The following is a 24113-nucleotide window of genomic DNA, read 5'->3' as shown; positions in this document are numbered from 1 at the left end:
ACCTTCCTCTTTTACCATATAGAATCTATATTCGTTATTTTCCATATACCTTCATGATTCTTTTCGAACATGAAAGAATATTTAATATCAGTTAAAACATACTTTTTTTGTACATATCCAGTAGTATTACCGTTAATAGTCGATATTTTTATATATCCATCATTTTGCACTTTTTCCGGGATCCAAGCTTTTACCATTTCATTAGATACTTCATATAAAACTTGTGATTCTCGTTTTGGTTCAGCTAAAATTTTCGTTTTATTTCCAGTAACAGTTACATATATAAAATGTTCTTGCTTTGATTGATTACTTTCTGTCGATCCACTTGGCACTTTGTAGACTTTCTTCGTATCATTCACAAATTCCCCCCCCATTGTAAGAGCAACTTGCAACTCATGAAAAATATCTTCATCAAACTTCAATTCATCCTTCTTATAAGTCTTCCCTTTAAATAGAACTTCATCATTTAACACTCTATACAGGTCATTTTCATTTTTTGAATTTGTACTTCGATATAAATCATTCATAAATTGTTTTAATGATGGATCTTGAGCAGACTCATCTTTTGTTTTCGGCTTAATTTGAGTACTACTTTGTACCGGTGATTTATTATCATCAAGCCAAGGTTGTTGAACAATAAAAAATAACATTGTACAAACAAAAACAACTACAATAGGCAATACTTTTTTACGAAATGGTCTCTTGTGTGTTACAGAATCTACTTCACTATTTTGGTATATCGATTGCTTTATTTTATAAATAAATTCCTCTTCATCTTTACGATGCTCCATCGGGCCGTTTTTTAATTTCCTATACCAGTCAGGGTTTTTTTTACTGTTCATCATTTCTACCCTCCCCTATTAGTTTTGAAACCTTACTTCTCGCTCGGCTTAATCTAGATTTGACTGTTCCAATTGATACACCTAATGTTTCAGCCATTTCTTCATAAGATAATTCATATTTCGCGTCCAATATTAGTATTTCGCGGTGTTTTTTAGGTAGTTTTAATACAACCTCCCACACATCATTCATTTCCTCTTGATTAAAAAATTCTTGTTCTGCCGATGGAGATTGCTTATCATCACTAAAAAATCCCACTAAAGATATCCTTTTAAAATAAGAGGATTTCAAATAGTTTATTGCCGTATTTCTTGTAATTTTTAATATCCACGTTTTAATAGATGACTCTTTTCGAAATGAATGCCAATGTTTAAAAACCTTTATAAATACATCTTGCGTGATGTCATCTGATAAGTGTGGATCTTTCGTAATAATAAATGAATAATTCCATACATCTTGCCAATAGTCTTTTATAACATAGTCAAGCTCATCATGATTACATTTTTCAATAAACTTCTGTTCCATTTCCACACCTCAAACTTATTTGAATAAACATAAAACTGCCCTCACTTTTAATATGGTTTCAATATATAGACATGATACAAGTTTCGTTTGTTCCATTGTTTATCTTTTTTTTGATAAAAGAATCCTCCTGAAAAATGTAAAGGTATGCAATACATTTCATTACATAATCACCTTTACATCCTCTTCGATGACAGACTCTATATTCAGCCCGTACTTGCAAATAATGAAAATGATGCCATATCAACTTTCTAGAGCCACAATAACATAGAAAAAGCATTCTCAATTAGGGAGAATGCTTTTTTTAAAACTTAATTATTCTTTGTTTTGCCCAATTTATACCATTGAGTTAAGCATACATATAATAAATTTAGTAAAAGATTTTACCTTATACTTAAGTGTTATTTCTGAAAAATATGTTTTACTTTTTCGCCGGGAACATTACTCCCCCCTCTTCCTTTTACATCTTCAATCATCATGGTAACAATCATGTCTGGCGCATTTGCATCAAAAGCTGCAAACCATCCAAGTTCTTTTCCATCTGCTTCTTTCGACTCTTTCAGCTCTGCTGTACCGGTTTTACCAGCAAGAGTTACACCATCAACCTTAGCCATTCTCCCAGCGCCATCAGGGTCATTAATGACTTTTATTAATGCACTCTTTAATATCTCTTGATTCTTTTTAGAAACCACGTTTTCTTTCCAATTTCCCGCTACTTTTGCTTCTTTTAACAGATGAGGCGACGGAATATTCCCTTCATTGACAATCGGTGCATATGTTAATGCTAAATGAAGTGGTGTCATTAATACTTGTCCTTGTCCATATCCCGTATCTGCTAGTTGAATATCGTTTTTTATCCCATCTTTTGCAATTGTTGAAATAGGAAATTCGTATTCGATTGGTAGTTTTTCATGAAATCCGTATTTCTTAAATTCATTTAAATACTGATCTTTCCCCATTTTCAAAGCTTGTTGAGCAAAATAAATATTATCAGAGTACTTCATTGCCTTATCAAAATCAATTGGACTAGCTTCCTTCACACGTGTTACATAATAATTTCCCCACGATGAATCTTTTGTCCATTTTAATCCTTGAATTTTAAATTCTTCTTTAGGATTTATTGTTTTCGTTTCCAAACCAATTGCACCTGTAATCGTTTTAAATACAGAACCTGGTACAAATGCTTGTGTGAAACGATTCGTCATTGGCAGTTTCGCGTCGTTATTCCATGCTTCTCGTTGGGCTTTTGATGCCCCTCTAACTATCGTATTTGGATTATAAGCAGGGCTACTTACAAGTGCAATTGTTTCACCCGTTTTAGGATTGACCGCTGCACTAGATCCTGCTTCATTTTTCATCTCATTAAAGATTTTTTCTTGAATTGCAGCATCAATTGTTAACGTAACATTTTCCCCTTCTTTTGCTTCTTTTTTTGCTAAGTTTTTAATCTCTTTCCCGTTCTCATCTTCTATAAATACGCGTCCACCCTTTTCACCACGCAATTTATTCTCTAGTACTTTCTCTAAACCTGTCTTACCTACTAAATCATCTGCTTGATAACCTTTTCTTTGAAGCGATTTTAACTCCTCTGCATTCACCTTTCCTATATATCCCGTTAAGTGTGCCGCTGCTTCTCCTAATGGATACGTACGAATATTTACTGGGCGAGATGAAACTCCTTCTAATTCAATATAATCATTCTGTCTGGTTCCCTCTTTTAAAATACCAATTGGTACAAGGGAATCTGGTTTTATCCATTTCGCTGCGAGCTTCTGATCGACCTCTTCTGTAGACATATCAAGTAATTGTGCTACTATTTCTTTTGTTTGCGCTGCCGTTTCGCCTAGTTTCTCTGGAATAATTCCAACCTCAGTCGCTTTACCATTCGTTGCAAGCCCTTTTCCATTTCGATCATATATTTCTCCACGTTTTCCTTGCTCAATTTGCATACGTACTTTGTAATCTTTTTTCATACCTGGGAAAATGAAGTCTGGTGTCCAATCTATTTTCCAAGATTCCTTATCTTTCACGAGTTTTGCTTCATGGATGAATGAAACTGTTCCTCCATCCGTATCCATATTAACTTCAAAAAGAAAAAGTTCTTTATCTTTAGTATTCTCTCCATTCGTTTTAACTTTTAAATTCTTAACTCCAATACCCTCATAAATTTTTTGATATTTCTCTGTGAACTCCTTTTTAGAAATCGTTTTTTTTGCATGTTCTGATAAATGATCATACATATTTGTAAATTTTTTATCATTCCATAAATTGATATATTCTTCAAATGCTTGTTTTGGCGGCTCATTTTTATTGCATCCTACCAACATAACTCCAAAACAAAAGAAAAGCAGCATCCATATTTTTTTCAATTCAATCTTCTCCCTTAGTTAAAAATGATTATTCCTTTCTAAATATATTAAATAAAAAATGTTTTAACGCTTAATAGACAGTGTAAGTAATGAAATAGTTCCACATTTACAAAAAAAATTAAATTTATGGTTAAGCTGCATTCAAAAAGGGAAGATTTTAAGATTCTTACAAACGAAAGAAGCGAATATATTTAGCGAACGTTATCATTAAGATGGTACCTGCGGTACAATTTAAGCTTTCGAAGAAAATGGGTAAATTGCGATAAATTCAATAATATAAAGGTTTCAAATGTGAACTGATATTTAATAGTTTACATCGAGATTTATTTCATTCATCAAGGTTTACTTTAGTAAATGAAAAGGATAGTTAGCCCTCATAATGGACTAACTATCCTTTTATTATTTTTTTCTTGACTTAGAGTTCACTCTAACCATTATAATCGACTCATAGTTCATTCACGATAAAATCAATTGGATAAAATTCAGGAGGGACCGGAAAAGCTAAAATCAAAAGTGGCTGACATTAACGCAGACCTGGATGTTGTTATTCGAACTTTCGATTTATCTGTTACTACAATTGTACGTTAAGAAGTCAGTAATTCTTGTTATTTTTTCCTTATTTTGTTTTCTCTTAATAGTCGTAAATCTTCTATAATATATTTAGTGCATATAAAAGAGACGGAACCATAAAATCAGCAAATTAGAAAATAAAACAGGATGGGAGTCAGTTATTATGGAACAATCAAATAAAGCGTTTAGCGAGGCATTAGTAAAATCATTAAGAGGAGAACGAGGACATCTTCCCATCAAGAATGCTTTGTCGGATATAGACGTGGCGCTTGCGGGAAAACGCAGAGAGGAACTGCCTTATTCTATTTATCAATTAGTGAAACACATGACCTACTGGCAAGATTTTCTCTTATTATCCGCTCAGGGGAAGAAGCCTGCATTGCCTGCCCATGTAAAAGAGAGCTGGCCTGAAGAAAAATGTCCTGGCAGTGAGGAAGAGTGGCAACAGATTATTCAGTATTTTCTTCAGGGGATTGAACAGGCATGCGCGATTGCCCAAACCGTTCAATTGGACAAAACATTGGAGGAATGGCCTGGTGAAACCCCGGGCGGTGTTCTACGCAATATTGCATCTCACAACTCCTACCATTTAGGAGAAATTGTGCTGATTCGCAGATTATTTAGTGCTTGGCCACCGCCAACAGGCGGATATCCGGTCTAAACAAAGAAAGGGTTCCGACCCATGCCCATTAACTTAAGATTTTGAATTACCCCCAAAACGAAATTTTTACCACTTTACAGTTATTTATGAGAATTAAATTCATTTTTTTCATTACTGGGGAACAAACATTTTTTTAACTTGATGGAGAGAGAGTACAAAAACACAACTTTCATCTCCGAAAAAAATAAAAAAACGATTGCTTGGATCCTAAGAGGCAATCGTTTTTTCTTTTTAAGCTGTTTGTAATGAACAATTACAGGTTTAAAATATTATTTAGTGTTATTTCTGTTTTCCAAAACCTTCTCCATATTATTAGTCGCCCATTCCTTCACTGATAGGATAATTGGACGTAGTGACTCTCCAAGTTTTGTTAATAAAATATCAACCATCTTTCTCATACAATCTTGCATACTACAACTTTCTAATATAACGGATCCAATTCTTTCACAAAAACAAAAAACTAATATGTCTTGTAGAATAATACATTTTGAAAAAATATGAACTTCCTTAAGGGATTTTCATCAGCTGTTATTCATTTCCTTTTATGTAAGTCATAGCACTGATCATAGTCATGGAAATTAAAGTAAGAAAGCAATATTACAATGAAATCGTGACATTCTGTTGAATACTTTTTCGTTTTCAAATAAAATAAACTAATAAAAATTTTTAATTTTCAATTTGTAATTCGATAAATTTCATGTTAATATAGCGAAGGCTATGAAATATCTGTCGCCATCCATACTTATTTTTCGGAATATTCACTCCTTCAAAAGCGTAATTATTCTAAAATTTGCATCATCTGTTACCTATACAAAGGCTACTTTCAATTTGTAATGCACATAACTAAAAATAGCTTTTTTAATAGATAATTTTTCTATTTTCCTCATCGGTTCTAATATATATAGTAAAAGATCACTTTTCAAATACCCTTCCCTTTCTTTTTAAAGATAGAAAATCTAATAAAACCAAAAATCTAAATTAAATTCATTCATAATACTACATACAAACTAACAGAGAGGCATAAACTATGGGAATTTCTACACTATTATTAAATACCTTTATTATTATTATTTGTATCCTTAGCTATCAAGTATTTTGGCTAGAACATAAAGAAAAAATAGCATGTAATAATATATTAATTTCTGTTCTTTCCTCCATTGCAATTATTTTTTGTATGACTTTTCCTTTTCATTTACATGCTGGGTTTATTTATGATTTACGTTTTATTCCAATAATATTAGTTTTTCTATATGGAAATACAAAGAGCATTATTTCTATAGGAATTTTATATCTTTCTTATAGATTTTACTTAGGCGGAAGCGGAGTTTTCCCATCATTTATTATCTTTACTATTATTACTGGTATTACAATAATGTTTCGTTACTTGTTACCCATTTATTTCAAGGAAAAAAAGATATTATTAAGCATACTACTTGTTTTGATATGTACAACTTCACTTTCTATCTTCGGTATTATAACTCAAATAAACACAGGTGGTAAAATTGGCTCTACTCTCATTGAATTTTTATTAAATTATATAGTCATTAATATTTTTACAGTATTATTATCCGTTTATTTAATAGAGGGAATGATTGAAAAATTTAAAATGAAAGAAAGAATGCAAAGAGCAGAAAAATTTTATATAGCTAGTGAACTAGCTGCATCTATTGCGCATGAAATTCATAATCCACTGACCACGGTACACGGATTCACTCAATTATTAAATGAAAATGAGAACACTAAGATGTCTCAAGATAAGTACTTAGAAATTATGTTACTTGAAATGCAGCAAATACAATCTACTATAAATAACTATTTATCTTTAACCAAACCACAAAACATTATAAAAGAGAAACTAGATATTAATCACATTTTAAATCAGGTGAAAGATGCTATTTCACCAATCGCTCTATCGTACAATGTTAAATTAAAACTGAATATTACAGACTCCCTTTTTATAAATGCTGATCCTGAAAAATTAAAACTGTGTTTAACTAACATCATACAAAACGGTATCGAGGCTATGATAGATGGTGGAGTATTGCAAATTAATATACAAAAAATTAAAGGGAATGTTGTTATTGATATTATTGATTCAGGAATTGGAATGTCCTCTGAACAACTAAAACGAATTGCCTTACCATTCTATTCGACAACTGAAAAAGGCACTGGACTTGGTACCATGATTGCCTACAGTACTATTAAAGAATTAAACGGAGATATAGACATAGAGAGTAAAGAAGGAAAAGGAACACACTTTTCTATTAGTATTCCTTGTTAACATAACAAAAGTATATTTCTTTCTCATGTAATTATATCAAGATACGGTGAAAATATATGATGTTACAAGAGGTAGTAAATTTATAATAAATTCACTACCTCTTGTTTCTCTATCCACTTATCAAGTTTAATCTTGGTATCATCATTTAATCGTTTTCTTATATTTCAGCTTTTAGAATTCTTCTATTTCAACTGTAAAATGTGGCTTGAATTTCACTTCGATTCTTTTTTTTTGCTTCTGCCCCTTGAATGTATAGCGAGTCATTACGCGTATAAATTTGTTTCACCGACTCCATCTTGGTTTCAATGATACGTTTGTCTTCATAAAGCATTTTTAATTCAACAGTTGCATCATAATAGAACATAATCATTACCAATTCAAATCCAAGTTTATCGATTTTGCTATATCTATACGCACTCGCACCTGGAATATAATAATCTTCGGGTTCATCCTCGAATATTTCTAATAACTCGTATTTATCATATTTTATATCCAATATTCCTCAACCTTTTTTGTACTAGAGTGTTTTAACTATGCTATTCATTTGTAACTAATCTCTGAAACTTGGACATACTGATACTAGTACTCTAAAAAAGGACGTGATCAGTATGGAAAAGCAAAACCTATTCAAGTGTTTGGACTAACAGCATAAAATACAATTCCGCTCGAAATATATGCGCTATATTCTCTATTATTTTATCTTTGCACCAGAACCTTAATTCTTAACTAACTATTTGGACAAACAGTTAAACGGGACATTTTATGGATGATAAATCTAAGTTATGGCCCGTTTTTATATGCCATTTAGATCTTCTCTTTTAACATCAATTAGTGAGATTCTTCTTTCCCACCTTTGTACAAAGTTCAAATTTGCTCTAACTTCACTCCCGTGCTCCCAAATATTTGGCGCCTTAATCATTTTTACACCTTCAGGGATTTCATGTTCTCTTCTAGAAATATGTTTCAAATCAGAAGGTATTAACCGCAATTTAGGCATAGGATGGATGACCTCTTTTTTTTACAATCCTTAATTAATGTGCTCAATTTTATAATATAGATTCTAGACAACTACCCAAAAAAGGTGGGAATACAAGAGTTTACTGAAATCAAAAAATCATGTTATGACATATAAAACCGACAGCTCTCAATCCATATAAATTGGCAAAGACGTAGCAATGATGCTTAAGATTCAGAAGTCTACTTTGGATTACAACAAAATATAGATTTTAATAATATTTCTCAATGAACAATATTATTAAAATTAAGATGGTTCAAGTCAGAGGAAGGCACCCTAGGTGTCTTTTCTTGTTTATTATAAAAACCCTCAAGCATGAATTATATACTTGAGGGTTTTTTCGATTTCTTGTCTAAAAGATACCAATATAGAACTTGATGGAATTCCTTAAAAAACATCTCTTAATACAAATTATATCATATTCGTTAAATCGTGAACTATTATTCTAACTTCTGTACAGGCAAACTACTAAAAATCAATTCAGCAACTTTTACATATCCTTTTGAGTTTGGATGAACTAAATCTGTAGACCAAAGTGTATTGTCATTAACTAAATGATGATTCCAAAAGTCAACATGATGAAGCTTATACTCTCTGCTCAGTGAAAGTATAACTTCATTTGCCTCTAATAGTTGTTCTTTTAATACTTGTTTTTTTTCAGAAGAAAAAGGAAGCCTAACTGTAAAATCTGGAAGGTTTGCTATCATAATATCAGCACCTGTTTTACTTAATGTATCGATCATAAATTCCATATCGTTCTTATATGCTTCATGATTCCAACGTCCTTTTAAAACATCGTTTGCACCTGCAATTAGACTAACCAAATCTGGATTAAAAGTTAATGCTTTTCCCAATTGCTGCGAGCGAATTTCTTTAGTTACTAACCCACGCTTTGCAAAATTAGCATACTTTAAATCGTTTACACACAGTTGAACAAAATGATCTACCCAGCTTTTTAATGCTATTCCCTCAACTTCATCCCCTATTCCCTCTGTAAAACTATCACCAATCGCTACAAATCGCTTCCACATATCTAGTCCCCCTTTTTTATTATTCATATCTACACTATACAATAGCCCACAGCGTAATTGTTCTTCTTAAATGTTTTTCAATTTCAATTAAATTCCATAGGAGATTTTTCACATGAGCAAGACAACTAGATTAAACTATTTCACATGAACAAAAACATGAAAAGCTACGTTATTTTCTCGCAGAAATAGGTTGAGACCAACTATCTTTGTCATTATCATTTAAGCGTACTTGAAAAACATATATAGGTTGAGAAAAGCCTTTTGTATCAGCGTAGTAATCTATATTATAATCTGTAATGACTAATGTATCACCTGCTTTGAAAGATATTATAGGATCAAAGTCTCCTTGTTTTAGTTTTTGAAATGCTTCTTTGGGAGACAGAATTTCAACATCTCGAATATGTAATTTTTTTGTAACTAGCTCATTGTCATCAGGCATGTTTGGAATTTTCTCTTTGTAAACAGGCATTTTTTTACCTTCGTCTTTTAACTCTATTGATGTTTTTATAGTGACATCAGTCATGTCCATTTTTGTAATGGGATCTAAAGGCGTATTCCCAAATTCCTTCATTTGATACGAAATCATTATTCCAAGTGCAACAAAACTTACTGTAATCGGAAGAAATAAATATTTGATCATTTGTGTATCCGTTTCTTTTTTCTTCAACAATATCAGAACTATATTTAACATAGAATATCCTAGCATCATTCCTAAAGTATTATGAAGTAAATCGGCTAGTTCCATACTTCCACGTTGCATTGTAAATTCAAGGATTTCAATTAATAAACTTGCTAAAATTGAGCTGATTAACATCCATTTTGTTTTTTGAAAAACATTACTAAATAAAGGTAATAAAATTCCTAACGGAAAAAGCATACCTATATTCACAAAGATATGGAAAAAAGAAGAAAATGAAAAGGTATTCCATGCTTTTTTATAAACACTAAGTACATCAAGGTCAATTGTTCTTGCAAAAGTTATATCATCTGGACGACCAAATGAAGTAGCTGATAATGCAAGGGAATAATATCCTATTATTAATATAAACAATATAATTTGTTGTACCGTAAATTTTTTTCCTCCTTTACATACCTTTTTGTATACTACAAAGTAGCTAAAAACAAAAATGAGTAGTAACAAGAATGTGAGTTGTATTGTAGGAATTACAACGGTAACAAGTAGTTCGGAAATAAAATTCATTTTACACCTCTGTTTTTACGAATAAAATATTCAATAGTTTTATATAACATTCTAGATATAGATAGCAATGTGTTGTTATCCCTAATAATTATTAATATAGAATTAAACCTATACTCTTGAAACTAGCTTTATATGACCAAGCCGCTACAAGGAAACTAGCGTTTTACTAATTGTATTTTCGGCTATGTTTGGATAAACGTTACGAAGATTCTCTTTAGTAAGAGGATTTTTGAAGTTATATATAAAATTAAAAATTTATTCAATTTTAGTATGTTTATATAGAATCTATAATTGACCGATTCCTAATACACTTAGGAACCGGTAATATAGGTATATTTACTAAAGAAAGAAGATTCCTTCAAGCATTACACTTTTTTTCGAAAATTAGTTGTTCTTTGTTTTGCCCAGTTGATACATTTCTTTTCAATTAAATGATACGATATTATAGAAAAAAGTAGTGTCATTGTAATACATAAAGTAAGAAGTAAGAAGATAGGTATCTTTGTATACAAAAGTTTAAATAGTACCATCATGATTGGAAAATGACACAAATAGATACTATATGAAATTTCCCCTACGTATACAAATACACTCTTATTTAAAAATGCTTTTACTTTTAGGTTACTCATCGCCATGATAATAAATATACTAACACCAATTACGACACCCCAATCTTTTAATAAGAAAGTAGTATCATTACGGGAAAAACCATAAATTAAAATGGAATATAAATATAGAATTATCCCTAATGCAATAAGAAATCCTTTTTTAAATTTTTTCATATTTTGATATAAGTAAATAAGTTTTTCTTGATACTTAAAAAGTAACATTCCAACCATAAACATAGATGTGAAATGCAGTGTATCGGCATAACCATTATAAAATCCCTCTGCTTTCCCAATATGCAACATATTAAGGAAAACACTAATTAAAGAAAAGCTCAAAGCAAATAGTATCGTTTTCTTCCAACTCAGTTTATAAAAAAGAAGGAATAACAAAGGAAACACAATAGATATACGCATTTCTTGAGCCAATGACCAGATAACTGGATTATAATTTTCCGTAAAAAAGTTATTAAGAAGCACAAAGTGGTTTATAATATCTAATGTTGTTATCGACCCTTGCCACCTATCATAGAACCAATCCCGTAGTCCTGCCACTTCATACGGTGAAAACAAAATAAATAAAGCAAAAGTAATGATTATCCAAAAATAATAAGGAATATAGATTCGTACAAATCTCTTAATTAAATATCCCCAATAATTTGTTTTTGAATGATAAAGTGCCATAGATAACACAAAACCACTTAGTACATAAAAAACGATTACAGCTTCTCCACCCGCCCATAAAAACCTAAGCGGGGAAAATTTAATAGAATTAGGCAACGATGGTAGCATTAAACAAAAATGTCCAAATACCACTGTAAGTGCCGCTAACCCTCGTATGGAATCTAATTCTTTTATTCTCTTACTCATAAAATGTTCTCCTTGTAAATTGTAGATTTTGCTGTTAATAAAGGCCACTATACTAGTGTAGTGGGAGAATTGTACATATTGTTTCTTTAAATTCCTAATATAAGCAGTACAAAGTCAATCTATGTATCTGTTTTAGGGAACTTTCATATTTAGGCATAAGTTATATAATAATAGAAAGAAAAAAGAAATCTCATTCTATAAAATCGTATTGTCGTTTAGAAAACATTTTAAAACTGTTTTCTAAACCCTTGTTATAGTCTGTCTGTTTATCTGTCCACTGAACACCCTTATTGCCAGGCCACCCTGAGGTATTTGCAACATGTTTTAATAGCTCTGGCCCTTTTAAATTTTGTTGTAAACCACGGTTATATGCATTTATCATATTAGATATTGCTATTCGAGTATTGGTTTCTGCATTTTTCAAATCTTCGTTCATTAAATCTTTAGGTGCTAGTCCACCTCGATGGAGCTGAAACAGTCCAAATGATGTGCCCTGATCTCCGACTGCATTTTGATCAAACTTACTTTCATGGAATGCAATAGATAAAGGAATCCATGGTGGCATACCGTGCTCTATTGATATTTGTTGAATTGTGTCCCTTACTTTAGCTCGGTTAATATGATGGTCATATGCGTATTTTGTAAGATATAGCCCTACTGTAAAAACCAAAATAAATACTCCGATTTTTATTAATATCCCTCTCACCAACGTCACCTCACTTGTCAGTATTAAAGATTTTCACTAGTAATCATATGTTTTTGGGAGATCAACTCGTAATCGTGTATCATTTTATTATTCTTTGTTTCATTAATTACCGATTTTTAGGTGAAATTATTAGGGGTTCTCTCCATGTAACATTCACTCTTATTAATTTCGGTACATTTTTTGTAAGAGAGAAAGTTTGTACCATCCATAAAAATCGTACTTTTTTCTCGAATACTTTGTTTGTTATTCGATTGAAATTAAAGAATAACTATATACATACGGATAAACACTATAAAAAGATACTTAAATTTATTTAAAAATTCATTTTCTGGCCTCCATTTCTTTATATAATTAATTTAAAATAAAATATTTAATAGAAAGAAAAGATTTTATTAAATTTTTATAAAATTTAATAACAGAAATAAGTACCAGATATCAATTTTTATTGTCACTTGATGGAATAATATATGTTTTTTCATCATGTAACTTTATTAAACTAACCTTGCACCAGAACCCTTTGAATCGAAATATTCATAATAAACGCCATCCTTTCTGTATATTTCTACAAAAAGAATAGCGTTTTTTGATTATATAGGTACAAATTTAGTTTAGCTTGATAGCAATACGAAAAGTTCCGAAGAACCAAATTTGAGAATTAATGCAATCTTCCATTCCAAGCTATCCACATAAGAATCTATAGTACTTTGAAACTTTTTGTTTCAGATTAATATTTAGTTTTATCCTATAAAGTTAGCTTTTTACTATATCAACCGCACTATCCCACATACAGCTAAAGAATGATCCGATTTCGCGCATAAAACGTGTAAACCAATTTGCTTGTTCTACATCAGATTTTGTTACAAGGTCTACTTGTAATGATTTATCTGATAAAAATCCAGGATCTGTAATATCTTTAGGTGATATAATCATTTGACTAATTGTTACACCTTTTTTAATAGGCGCTTCTTGTTCTTTATTCGATACTTTAAATTCTTTTTTATAAACGTCATTGTTGCCCTTTGGCATTGGAAGTGAAACAGCTTGCTTCGTTTGAACAACTACATCTTTGTCCTTTGCATTTGCTACTCGCACTGTTTCATGACCTTTTACTACTGAATCTTTTCCATAGACCTTCTTCACTTCAAAATTCGCAAATCCATAATCATATAATTTCTTTGTTTCATCAAAACGTGCTGTATGAGAGTTTGCTTTTATCACTACAGAGATTAGACGCATACCGTTTCTTTCTACTGTACCAGTAAAACAATCTCCGGCTTCTGGAGTAGTTCCTGTTTTCAAGCCATCTACACCTTCGTATTGCTTAATTAAACCTTTTAACATCCAGTTAAAGTTCGTCATATCAATCGGATACTTTCCACCCTTTTGGAATGTTTTTTTAGGGATTTTTGCTATATCTAATATTTTCGGGAAATCTTGAATAAGACGTTGTGCTAAAATTGCACAATCTCTTGCAGACATTTTATTTTTCTCGTCTGGAGTTGTCCCTTCTGGGTGATGTCCTTTTAAATCTTGGTTTGTTAAACCTGTAGAGTTTACAAATTTAAAATTTTTCATTCCAAACTCTTTTGACTTATCGTTCATCATTTTTACGAAATTAACTTCTTTTCCAGCAATCTCTTCAGCTAAAGCAATTGTTGCACCGTTTGCAGAATAAATTACCATTGCCTCATATAACTCTTTGACCGTATAAGAGCCACCATTTTCTAATGGAACGTTTGATAATGAGCGATCTTGTGAAATCTTATATGCATATTCAGAAATTTTAACTTTTTGATCCCATTTAAGTTTTCCTTTATCCACCGCTTCATAGACTAAGTATTCACTCATCATTTTTGTCATACTAGCAATTGCTAATAATTCATCTGCATTTTTTTGATATAAAATTTTTCCGGAATTTGCTTCTACTAAAATTGCTGATCCTGCTTCTACGTCTAAAGCAGGGACTGTTTCCGCTGATGCACTCCCAGATGTAACAACTATGCTACAAAATAGTGTAAGCACTGTTACTATTGTAATAAATCTCTTGCAAAACATACCTTTCACTTCTGTTACCTCCAATATCTTTGTACTCAAAAAACGTTATTCTAACATAATTCCCCAAAAAATAGACAGTGTTATCAAATTCTATATACATATAAGACATTAGGATCGCTTTCATATAGACGATCTCATCACACCCTTTTAGGCACACTGACACTTCGTATTCCCACACACATCCCTATTTTTAATACCCTTGTATTTTTCAAAATGATCCGTACTTTCATATTTTTTAGGATTACACTTAATAGACAATCTAAGTAATACATTTGTTCCACATTTACAAAAAAATAAAACCAGTGTGCCCCGATTAAATATCGAAACACACTGGTAACAGTTTTTTGTAATAAAAAAACTACATCCTATATTGAATGTAGTTTTTCTAGCTGATTTATTTATTTTTCACTTCATTTTTATAAAAAGCAAATAATGGTTCAATGGCTGGACTAGATAAAAGAGGAATTGCCTTCTTAATCAATTCTCTATCCCAATCAAACCAACGCATTTCCATTAGCATATTAATTTCTATATTAGTGAACCGTTTCTTTATTTCTTTAGCAGGATTACCACCTACTATTGTATACGGCGGAACATCTTTACATACGACAGATTCAGCTGCAATAATTGCACCTTCACCAATAGTAACGCCAGGCATTATAATAGCATTCATACCAATCCAGGCATCGCTTTTAATGACTGTATCACCCTTCGGTTCATATGATTGCTCTATTTGCTCAACGAATGGATAAACTGTAATCCATTCAGGGTGATGATTATGATTCCCACCCATTAAAATGACAACTCCACTTGCAATACAAACATAATTTCCAATAATGAGTTTATCAAGTTGCCAACCCATCTGTTCAGTTGGATTGAAAAGTACTCGAGACTTAGCATCGCCCCATAAATATCTTACACAGCCATCTTCAAAATTTTGATGACCATAATAACCTGAATAATAGGAGTACTCTCCTACTTCAATAAGTGGATTTGTTACTATGTCTTTTAAATACTTCGTTTCAGACCAATGATTATATAATGGATGCTTCATAACTATATTCCTCGCTTCTAAGTATGGTAGATTTTTGCAATTTACTTAGAAGCTTAATACGACAGCTACATTTTTAAATTTTTTCAAACGACGAATCATTATCTTCAAGCCTTTCTTTTATACTAAAAAAAGCATAACGCAATAAATTACACAAGTCAAATTGTGTAATTTCGAACACAACTTAAACTGCGTAATAATGCAATAAGAACATTAAAACAATAATAAATAAAGCCTTATTAATATAATTAAAACCATCTTCACTAGATTGCTGAAGTTCTAATAAATTTGAACCTTTTTCGAAATTTAGTTCCCCTAATAAGTATAAACTATTTATATTAATGGCTAATTTGATACCTACTGTACTTTATTGCTTCTACATGTTCATATGTAAGATGTAAACATTTTGTTAAGGTATAAATAATTCTTAATTAATTTCTTTATTTCTAGGAAATTCCATCCTATTAAAATTACTTAAACATTTCTTTAATATGCCTATACTTTTTTCATATTCTCCATTTTTCGCAACAGCAAGTATAGCTTTTAATTTAGAAAATCCATCCATTTTGATTAAGCTTTTTTTCAAAAAGGGTGGGTTTCTTCAGTTTATAGGAAAGTAATAATTAACTCATAAAAAATACAATAAAATAGGTAAAAATGCCATGGCATCTTTACCTATTTTATGGATAAACAGGTTCTCATAAGAAATAGACAACTTCCCAAAGAACTATAAATATATTATTTTAAATTAATTGGTTGTTGTTGAGTAATACAATGAATCATACCACCATTTTTATAAAGCTCTCTTACATCAATCCCCACCACTTTACGATCAGGATAAAGTTTTTGAATCATCTCATTTGCTATTTTATCATTAGGATCATTATAGTTAGGAACTAAGATAACTTGATTCGCTATATAATAATTAATATAGGAACCTTTATAATCAAGCTGCTTCCCATTTTTTAATGTAACATTATTCTTGCTTAGCGGTAGATATACATACTTGTACTTATTACCTGTAGCATCTTTTGCCTGCAGCAACTTGTTAATATCTTTGTCAGACGCTCCCCATTCAGCTAAATCTTTTTCTTTTAACGTTATAATAGTAGATTTATCGTGGAATTTGGCGAATCCATCAATATGAAAATCAGTAATATCTAAGTTAGGTGCTCCATCTAACCAAATAAAATTTGTTACCCCAAGTTCACTAATATATTTTTCAATATCCTTTTCTGACAATTTAGCGTTCCTATTTTTATTCGTCACAGCACTTCTAGTTAATAAAGCAGTTCCATTACCATCTAATTCAAATGCGCCGCCTTCAAGAACAAATTTATTCCAATTAATTCTTTCAATGCCTAACTGTTTGCTAAGATTCTCACGAAGACGAGCATCTTTCTTATATGGCGTTTTCTTTCCCCATCCGTTAAATCCTGGATCTAATATCTTTAGATTTTTGTCATTATCGTAAACAAAAATTGGACCAGTATCTCTAGCCCATACATCGTCAGTAGGTGCGATAAAGAAATCAATTTTCTCCATATTCACTCCTTGATCCGTTAAAACTTCAATAATTCTTTCTTTCTCTTCTTGATCATATGCAACAATATGAACTTTTTCGCCTTTGCTTAAAGATTCTGTCATTTGAATCCAAATCGGTTCTACTTCTTGCTGATATTTTGGCCCGTATGTAAATTCATGAGGCCATTGTAGCCATGTTCCTTCATGTTTGCTTTTTTCATCTGGCATTGTATACTTTCCTACTTTTTTTTGCACCTCTACTTTCTTCATATCTTCTCTCTGCGTTTTTTCAATTTCCTTCGCCTGAACTTTCTCAATTCCCTTAACTTGAGCATAACCACTAATAATAGATGTGGTTAGTACAGCACTCATACACAATTTCGTTATTTTTTGCATTTCTTAACCTCCTTTTCTGCCTTACTGTAAACCTTTACATAGTGTTAAGGTCAAGCTTTTTTAATTAAATCATTACATATGAAGCACGATTTAAATCGAACCTTTTAAAAAAATTCTGGAATTCATATAAAAGGTTTATAACAGTATAGATGAGGTACCCTAATACTGCCATTAATCCTAACGTGAAGAGTATACGAAATCGCTACTATAATCACTATTTATTCCTATAACATCCCGCGCTTTTTTCACTTGTTATCTTTTCTGCTTCTTCTATTGTATTTTTTATGAATGTATTCATTTCTAAAATTAATACAGTACATGAAATTTTATATTACATACGTATATATTTATTCAGTTTATAATTAACTATTCAAAAGCAGTTACGATTCTCTCTTTCATTTTCTGTATTACTTCACTGCTCAATACTTTTTGATCAGCAGGAAGTTTTAATATAGAAGCGGCACCCTTACTAAGGTATATTTCTTGGTCATTATTTTGATTTACTACCAATATTCCTTGCCCTTCAAATTCAAAATAACTAATATTTTTTGTATCATTTGTATTATTTTTTATTGCTTTATATAACCCATATAAATCTTTGCTTCTATTTTCTCCGCCCATTCGAATCGGTTCAGTATCATTCGCAACAATTAGTCCTTCTGGTTGCTCACCCTTCATAATAAACCACAACTTTTCATTTGTTGGTAATAGTATATGCTTAAATTCAGAGCTATTTAAAATTTGCTGTGCTGGAATCGTTTCATAGATTGGTAACTTTACTAGCGAAAATAATAACAGTCATTAAACAAATGCATGGTAGCACAAGCTTAAGTAGTTTTCCCATTAATGAACCCCCACACTTTTAATATTATTAGTTCGCATGGATATTATAAACCGTTTCATTCCACCAAAAATTATTATTGTTATAGAACGTACTGAAATTATGATTATAATGATCACCATACCAAGGGTCCATGTATGTTATATAGTCTGTTCCATTTGTACCTTTATAGAATCCATCAAGTACTAGAAAGTGTCCGATGTTAGCTCCATTTTGCCACATAATGAGTGCAATCATCGGTTGATTACTATTAATTTGATTTTTGAACCAATCATACGATTTTGCTCCAGAACTTATAGCTGAGCTAACACCATATCCCGATAATCCATATTGTATTTCACGTGAAGTTGCAGGATTATTATATGATCCACCTTTGACATACCTAACATACTGATCTTGTGAAGGAGTTTTCCCAAAATAATTTAAAACTGAAACCAAAGTGCCCGCCCAACACCAATTTGATCTTTCTTGTAATATGTTAGGAACAGATAATTTACGATTTGTTGATATATTTGGAGGATTCCCATTAATATAAGCTGACGTTCCATATACTTTTTTCCCATCTTTAAAATAATAAAACCAACGATTATCTAAATTTCCTGTCCAGTAATCTTTAACCGCTTCACCATACTCCCATCCTTTAAAGGATACTTTTGTATTTCCGGGAATCACATCTACAATATTTGCATTCAAACTTTTTTCTTCTCTAACATTTACATTCAATGGAGCAGTTGTTCCTGAAAATCCAACTTCTTCTGCTATTATTTTGTGAACTCCAATAAAACTAAATGTGAAGAACAATAACAGCATACAAACAATAAATTGCTTTCTTCCCTTCATAAGTACTAAAAAACATCAACAATTCATCCTTATTAATTGTTCAAGCTTAATATTACATACTAGCGGAAAATAACTTCTAATAAATTCCAACACAAAAAAGTAGCCTATAAATTTTTATAGGCTACTTTTCATTTTATCGTTATTACTTAGCTAATTCTTTCGTTCCCTGCATTACGTCAACGAAGAATCCCCAGTTGTTCACAACAGAAGAAATACTAATATGCTCATCTGGAGTGTGGACGTTGAATATATCTGGCCCAAATGAAATTGCATCTAATTCAGGCATTTTTTGAACAAATACACTGCACTCAATTCCTGCATGTACAGCAAAGATTTCAACATCTTTATTGTATTTTTCTTGATGCACTTTTTCAAACAAATTACGAATCTGTGAATTCGGATTGTATGGCCATTCTGGATACTCTGACTCTATTTCAAATGTTGCACCAACTAATTCGGCAATACATTTAATTTCATCTGCAACATGTTGTTTTAAACTACTTACAGAACTTCTCACTTCGTTACGTAATTTAATTTCATCTTGCAACGTTTCAATAACGCCTAAATTTGTTGAGCTTTCTACTAGACCTTTAATATCCATGCTCATACTTTGAATGCCGTTCGGAATTAAGAATAATGAAGAAATAAGCTGTTTTTGTGTTTCTTTAGCAAATACTTTTTCTACTTTCTCATCTAATTTTGTAAGTGTAACATGAACATCCGGATCAACAGCACGCATTTCTTCTTGTAATACTCGTGTCCATGATTTTAACTTTTCTTCAACTTGCTCTACATCTTCTTGACGTAATAAAATTGTAGCTACACTTTCACGTGGAATTGCATTCGTTTTTAATCCGCCGTGAGCATCACTTATATCAAATTGAATATTTATTGATAAATCACGTAAAACTCGTCCTAGTACTTTGTTCGCATTCCCACGTTGTTTATCAATTTCCATACCAGAATGTCCGCCCTTAAGTCCACCAACATATAGACGGTATGTATCCATATCAACTGGTGCCTCATCCCAAATTACTGGAATTGTTTCAACTGCTTTCGCACCACCTGCGCTACTCACTAGTAATTTATGATCTTCTTCAGAATCAATATTAATAAATATTTTTCCGTCAAAATGATTTGAATCGACAGCGAATGCACCGCCCATTGTCGTTTCTTCTTCAGTTGTAATAACAACTTCTAAAGCTGGATGCGGAATGTCTGTTGAATCTAATAATGCTAATGCATATGCAACGGCAATACCATTATCAGCACCTAAAGTAGTTTCGTTCGCATATAACATATCTCCAATAATTCTTAATTCAATTGGATCCTTCTCAAAATCATGAACTGTCGCTTGGTTTTTTTCACACACCATATCAGAGTGCCCCTGAATGATAATAGCTGGAACATTCTCATAACCAGAAGTAGCTTCTTTTTTTATAATGACATTTAACGCTTCGTCTTGAATAACTTCTAAATTACGTTCCTTTGCGAAACTCACTAAGTAATCACTAATTTCTTTTTCATTACCTGATCCTCTAGGAATCTTTGAAATTTCTGCAAAATGATAAAATACAGGGTGCTTTGTTAATTGTTCTAAAGTAGAATACATTTTTCAAGCTCCTCTCAAAATGACGAAATAATATGTAAGTCCTTTATCATTATACCACGATTCATTATTTTACCTTTCTTTTAACATTTTAAAAATTTGTTATTTTAATTAATAAGGCTTTTCATACTCTACTACTTATTAATCCACAAATAACGAAAAAAATAAAAGAAAATGCTCTATGCATTTTCTTTTATTTTTTTTACCTGTATATATTTCGAACTATTACTATTCATAAGCTTTTCTAAACGATTTATATTTTCCGTTAATGCACCCTTCACAAGAGAGAAATCTGTATTTACTTCTTCTTTTTTTTCTTTAAAAAACGAAGAATTTTGTACATTTATTTCAGCCATCTCTTCTCCCCCTTTTCAAAAAGATACAACCTTTTATTTATATTATATAGCAAATGCAAACAGAGTGTACACGTATCATTTTCTTTTTAATTCTTCTTCTAACTCTTCCACTTGCTGCAAAGTATCTCCTTTTATTAAAGAAAAATCTGTTGTATCTTCATTATCTTCTTTAAAAAAATCATTGTCATAATCTTTTATCACTACAATCACCTCTACGTGCTAGTGTAGGAATGATTGTCCGATTTTATACAAGCTTGTCTGAATTTGTTCTCCCTTTATGTATAGGTGAAAAGGACAGAAAAAGATTCTGTCCTTATTTACTAAAATAACTATGATGTATTGTTAAATTATATACATTTTCAAAATCTCGATCTTGAAGGTTATTCTTCTTCCCATCAATAACAATAAAAACATCATTCACTATTTTTGCTGGTATAATTCCGACATTTTCTACTTGAACCGCTTGCTGGCCATTCAATTGCTCTATATGTTCTAGAGGTACTGTAATACTAAATTGAGAGCGAATACCACGGAAATTCGTATTTAATTCGTTCACTGCTTCAAATACAACAATTTTCGCACCTACTTTTTCACCATACGAATCAAGAAATGCGTTTAAACTTTTTGTATATTCTTCTTCCGTGTGCCATTCCATTGTCCCAAATGCTGCTGGATTTACATTTTGAATAATTGTCGTATATATTTCTCCTCTTGCTTTTGAAGCAATTAATGACCGTTTAATTGATTGGACCGTCTTTCCGATATCACTGAATTTTGCACCCCATATTTCTGAAATGTTAGGTGTCAAAATGAATGCAATATCAACGAAAATTACCATCGCAGTAAACATTAAAAGATTTTTCCAGAGGGTTAAATCTATTCCTTTTATCGTGAAATAAACTGTGACTGATGTTATGAACAAACCGTACCACGTTTTTCGAATTCGCTGTTTCTTCTCCTCATACAATTCTTCATTTTTCCAATAAAAGAAAACAAGAACAATAAAGACGATTGCTAAAATAAATAAGCCGATTCGAATGTTAGAGATCGTCAATCACATCACCCTCCATTCCAAAACTACTCACGATACCATTACATGCGCAAAGAGCTCTCTTTATGACAAAAGACGTGGACAACCTTCTAAAGTTAGCTACATCGCATATACATTAGAAGCAGGCCACGTCTTTTATCATGAATCTACATTGTATATGTAGACAAGCATCCGTTTCAAATTTTCACGTTAAAAAGAAATATGTTTCGGAATTTCCCCTTCAGGTACTTCCCCGTCCATACTTAAGTAATAATGACGAATCGGATGTAAATTTTCGTCCAATTCATAAACAAGCGGAATGCTAGTCGGTATATTTAATGTTACTACACCATCATTTGAGAGATTGTCTAAGTATTTCACAAGTGAACGAATCGTATTGCCGTGTGATGAAATAATTACTTTTTCACCATTTTTTAATGCCGGTGCGATTTTTTCATGCCAATAATCAACTACTCTTTTCTCCGTATCCTCTAAACATTCAGTTAATGGGAACTCGCCTTTTTTTAACGTTTTGTATCTCGGATTATTCGCTTCATATCGGGGATCATCTTCAGTAAGTGCAGGCGGTCTCACATCTATACTTCTTCTCCAAATATGAACTTTTTCATCTCCATATTTTTTTGCAGTTTCGTCTTTATTCAATCCTTGTAGTGCACCATAATGGCGTTCATTCAACTTCCATGAGTTATGTATAGGAACCCAAGTAAGATCCATTTCATGAAGTACAATCCATAATGTCCGAATTGCTCGTTTTAATACTGATGTATAGGCAATATCAAACGTATATCCATTCTTTTTTAATATTGTTCCTGCTTCTCTCGCTTCACTTAATCCATTCTTTGATAAATCTACATCTGTCCATCCTGTAAATCGATTTTCAAGATTCCACAAACTTTGTCCGTGACGAATGAGTACAAGTTTTATCATTATAATTCCCCTCTCGGAAATATGAATTTTAAAATTTCAATACGTACACATATAAAGTTTTTGGTAATGTGAATTTTTTATCCATAGTTGCCAAATATACAGGTGAAAATTTATGATTTTTCAAACTACAAAACAAGATACTATTTCTATCTTTTATTTTACTGGTATTTCACGCTTAGCCGTCCATGCATCAAATCCTGAACGGCTATTTGCCATTTCATTCATAACTTGATGCCAATTTTCTTCACATGATTCGCCAAACTGTTCAAAAATAGCTCCCATTTGTTCTCTTTGAACATCGCTCAGTTTTTTCTCTAAGTCTGTTCCTTCTTCTGTTAAAGACAGCTGTTTCACACGACGATCATGTTCAGCTTCATTACTCTCAATAAGTCCTTTATCTAACAGTTGGCGCAACGGTCCATGAAGAGCTTGTTTACTTATTTCTAAAAGTGATAGCAGCTCATTTACACTAAGCCCTGGAAAACGAGCGATAAAAAACAGAATTCTATGATGTACACGCTGTATACTATACTCTTTTATTATTTCATCTGGTTTTTCTGTAAAAGTTTTATATGCAAAGTAAAATAATGCTAATGCCTCATTCATTTGCTCTTCTTTATGTTGTGTCATCTACTTTCCCCCTGTATGTAAATTATACCACAACTCAATTATGAATAATTAAGTTGGTATATTGAGCCTAATTTCTTCATTCTAAAACCAACAAATTTCAACTATTATATTTTTTGAAGGCTGTTTAATTCTTAAACCATACCTTCAAATAAAGTATCCAAA

19 protein-coding genes and 4 pseudogenes are annotated in these 24113 nt (G+C 31.6%); 3 read left to right on the top strand and 20 right to left on the bottom strand.

What is annotated here, in order from left to right; genetic code table 11:
• Positions 1 to 11 precede the first annotated feature (11 nt).
• From EXW56_RS11965 to EXW56_RS11955, 3 genes are all read right to left on the bottom strand, one after another.
• A complete protein-coding gene (locus EXW56_RS11965; RefSeq protein WP_215558606.1) occupies positions 12 to 842 on the bottom strand; it encodes an SH3 domain-containing protein in 831 nt (276 codons plus the stop codon).
• Entirely contained in the window at positions 832 to 1365 is a 534-nt protein-coding gene (locus EXW56_RS11960; protein ID WP_002200457.1) for an RNA polymerase sigma factor, read from the bottom strand. Before EXW56_RS11960 ends, EXW56_RS11965 begins: the two co-directional genes overlap by 11 nt.
• 398 nt (positions 1366 to 1763) lie before the next feature.
• Positions 1764 to 3731, bottom strand: a complete 1968-nt coding sequence (locus tag EXW56_RS11955; RefSeq protein ID WP_215597514.1) for a penicillin-binding transpeptidase domain-containing protein — start codon at positions 3729 to 3731, stop codon at positions 1764 to 1766.
• 495 nt (positions 3732 to 4226) lie between these two features.
• On the opposite strand from EXW56_RS11955, the pseudogene EXW56_RS27965 reads away from it, so the two are divergent.
• The 3 genes and pseudogenes from EXW56_RS27965 to EXW56_RS11940 form a co-directional block, all read left to right on the top strand.
• Positions 4227 to 4313: pseudogene (locus EXW56_RS27965) on the top strand (SDR family NAD(P)-dependent oxidoreductase); the annotation flags it as partial.
• Positions 4314 to 4464: 151 nt separating this feature from the next.
• On the top strand, positions 4465 to 4962 hold the full coding sequence (locus EXW56_RS11945; protein WP_002109976.1) for a DinB family protein: 498 nt from the start codon (positions 4465 to 4467) through the stop codon (positions 4960 to 4962).
• 1027 nt (positions 4963 to 5989) lie between these two features.
• Positions 5990 to 7243 carry an ATP-binding protein gene (locus EXW56_RS11940; RefSeq protein WP_215558491.1) on the top strand — a complete coding sequence of 418 codons (1254 nt, stop codon included), beginning with the start codon at positions 5990 to 5992 and terminating at the stop codon, positions 7241 to 7243.
• Between the two features lie 171 nt (positions 7244 to 7414).
• On the opposite strand, the pseudogene EXW56_RS11935 reads toward EXW56_RS11940, so the two are convergent.
• The 17 genes and pseudogenes from EXW56_RS11935 to EXW56_RS11860 all read right to left on the bottom strand — a co-directional run bounded on the left by EXW56_RS11935 (position 7415) and on the right by EXW56_RS11860 (position 23951).
• A pseudogene (locus EXW56_RS11935) lies at positions 7415 to 7739 on the bottom strand (hypothetical protein).
• Positions 7740 to 8698: 959 nt separating this feature from the next.
• Positions 8699 to 9316 carry an SGNH/GDSL hydrolase family protein gene (locus EXW56_RS11930; protein ID WP_215558490.1) on the bottom strand — a complete coding sequence of 206 codons (618 nt, stop codon included), beginning with the start codon at positions 9314 to 9316 and terminating at the stop codon, positions 8699 to 8701.
• 142 nt (positions 9317 to 9458) lie between these two features.
• Positions 9459 to 10490, bottom strand: a complete 1032-nt coding sequence (locus tag EXW56_RS11925) for a VanZ family protein (RefSeq protein ID WP_215558489.1) — start codon at positions 10488 to 10490, stop codon at positions 9459 to 9461.
• A gap of 365 nt (positions 10491 to 10855) precedes the next feature.
• Positions 10856 to 11965, bottom strand: a complete 1110-nt coding sequence (locus EXW56_RS11920; RefSeq protein ID WP_215597513.1) for an acyltransferase family protein — start codon at positions 11963 to 11965, stop codon at positions 10856 to 10858.
• A 190-nt stretch (positions 11966 to 12155) separates the two neighbouring features.
• Positions 12156 to 12671 carry a transglycosylase SLT domain-containing protein gene (locus EXW56_RS11915; protein ID WP_215597512.1) on the bottom strand — a complete coding sequence of 172 codons (516 nt, stop codon included), beginning with the start codon at positions 12669 to 12671 and terminating at the stop codon, positions 12156 to 12158.
• Positions 12672 to 13421: 750 nt separating this feature from the next.
• Positions 13422 to 14735, bottom strand: coding sequence for a D-alanyl-D-alanine carboxypeptidase family protein (locus tag EXW56_RS11910; protein WP_286675578.1), 1314 nt, complete (start codon positions 14733 to 14735; stop codon positions 13422 to 13424).
• Between the two features lie 385 nt (positions 14736 to 15120).
• Positions 15121 to 15780, bottom strand: coding sequence for a CatB-related O-acetyltransferase (locus EXW56_RS11905; RefSeq protein WP_204209212.1), 660 nt, complete (start codon positions 15778 to 15780; stop codon positions 15121 to 15123).
• Between the two features lie 181 nt (positions 15781 to 15961).
• Positions 15962 to 16303: pseudogene (locus EXW56_RS27605) on the bottom strand (XRE family transcriptional regulator); the annotation flags it as partial.
• 212 nt (positions 16304 to 16515) lie between these two features.
• On the bottom strand, positions 16516 to 17697 hold the full coding sequence (locus tag EXW56_RS11900; protein ID WP_002200467.1) for an agmatine deiminase family protein: 1182 nt from the start codon (positions 17695 to 17697) through the stop codon (positions 16516 to 16518).
• 366 nt (positions 17698 to 18063) lie between these two features.
• Positions 18064 to 18541, bottom strand: a pseudogene (locus EXW56_RS11895) (hypothetical protein).
• A 27-nt stretch (positions 18542 to 18568) separates the two neighbouring features.
• The gene (locus tag EXW56_RS11890) at positions 18569 to 19378 is read right to left on the bottom strand and encodes a C39 family peptidase (RefSeq protein WP_204209214.1); all 810 of its coding nucleotides are present in this window, start codon (positions 19376 to 19378) and stop codon (positions 18569 to 18571) included.
• A gap of 142 nt (positions 19379 to 19520) precedes the next feature.
• Positions 19521 to 20990 carry an aminoacyl-histidine dipeptidase gene (gene pepD, locus EXW56_RS11885; protein WP_204209215.1) on the bottom strand — a complete coding sequence of 490 codons (1470 nt, stop codon included), beginning with the start codon at positions 20988 to 20990 and terminating at the stop codon, positions 19521 to 19523.
• A gap of 176 nt (positions 20991 to 21166) precedes the next feature.
• Positions 21167 to 21343 carry a stage II sporulation protein SB gene (gene spoIISB, locus EXW56_RS11880; protein WP_002200471.1) on the bottom strand — a complete coding sequence of 59 codons (177 nt, stop codon included), beginning with the start codon at positions 21341 to 21343 and terminating at the stop codon, positions 21167 to 21169.
• Between the two features lie 75 nt (positions 21344 to 21418).
• Positions 21419 to 21544 carry a hypothetical protein gene (locus EXW56_RS11875; RefSeq protein ID WP_000588712.1) on the bottom strand — a complete coding sequence of 42 codons (126 nt, stop codon included), beginning with the start codon at positions 21542 to 21544 and terminating at the stop codon, positions 21419 to 21421.
• Positions 21545 to 21656: 112 nt separating this feature from the next.
• Positions 21657 to 22397 carry a type II toxin-antitoxin system SpoIISA family toxin gene (locus tag EXW56_RS11870; RefSeq protein ID WP_215558483.1) on the bottom strand — a complete coding sequence of 247 codons (741 nt, stop codon included), beginning with the start codon at positions 22395 to 22397 and terminating at the stop codon, positions 21657 to 21659.
• 186 nt (positions 22398 to 22583) lie between these two features.
• Positions 22584 to 23321 (bottom strand): 2,3-diphosphoglycerate-dependent phosphoglycerate mutase, encoded by a 738-nt coding sequence (gpmA, locus tag EXW56_RS11865; RefSeq protein ID WP_215597511.1) that lies wholly within the window; start codon positions 23319 to 23321, stop codon positions 22584 to 22586.
• A 153-nt stretch (positions 23322 to 23474) separates the two neighbouring features.
• A complete protein-coding gene (locus tag EXW56_RS11860; protein WP_204209218.1) occupies positions 23475 to 23951 on the bottom strand; it encodes a MarR family winged helix-turn-helix transcriptional regulator in 477 nt (158 codons plus the stop codon).
• Between the last annotated feature and the right edge of the window lie 162 nt (positions 23952 to 24113).

This window comes from Bacillus mycoides (genome assembly GCF_018742245.1).
GTDB classification, from domain to species: Bacteria; Bacillota; Bacilli; order Bacillales; family Bacillaceae_G; genus Bacillus_A; species Bacillus_A cereus_U.
The sequence above is the reverse complement of the archived record's forward strand: the minus strand, read 5'-3'. Positions and strand labels throughout refer to the sequence as shown.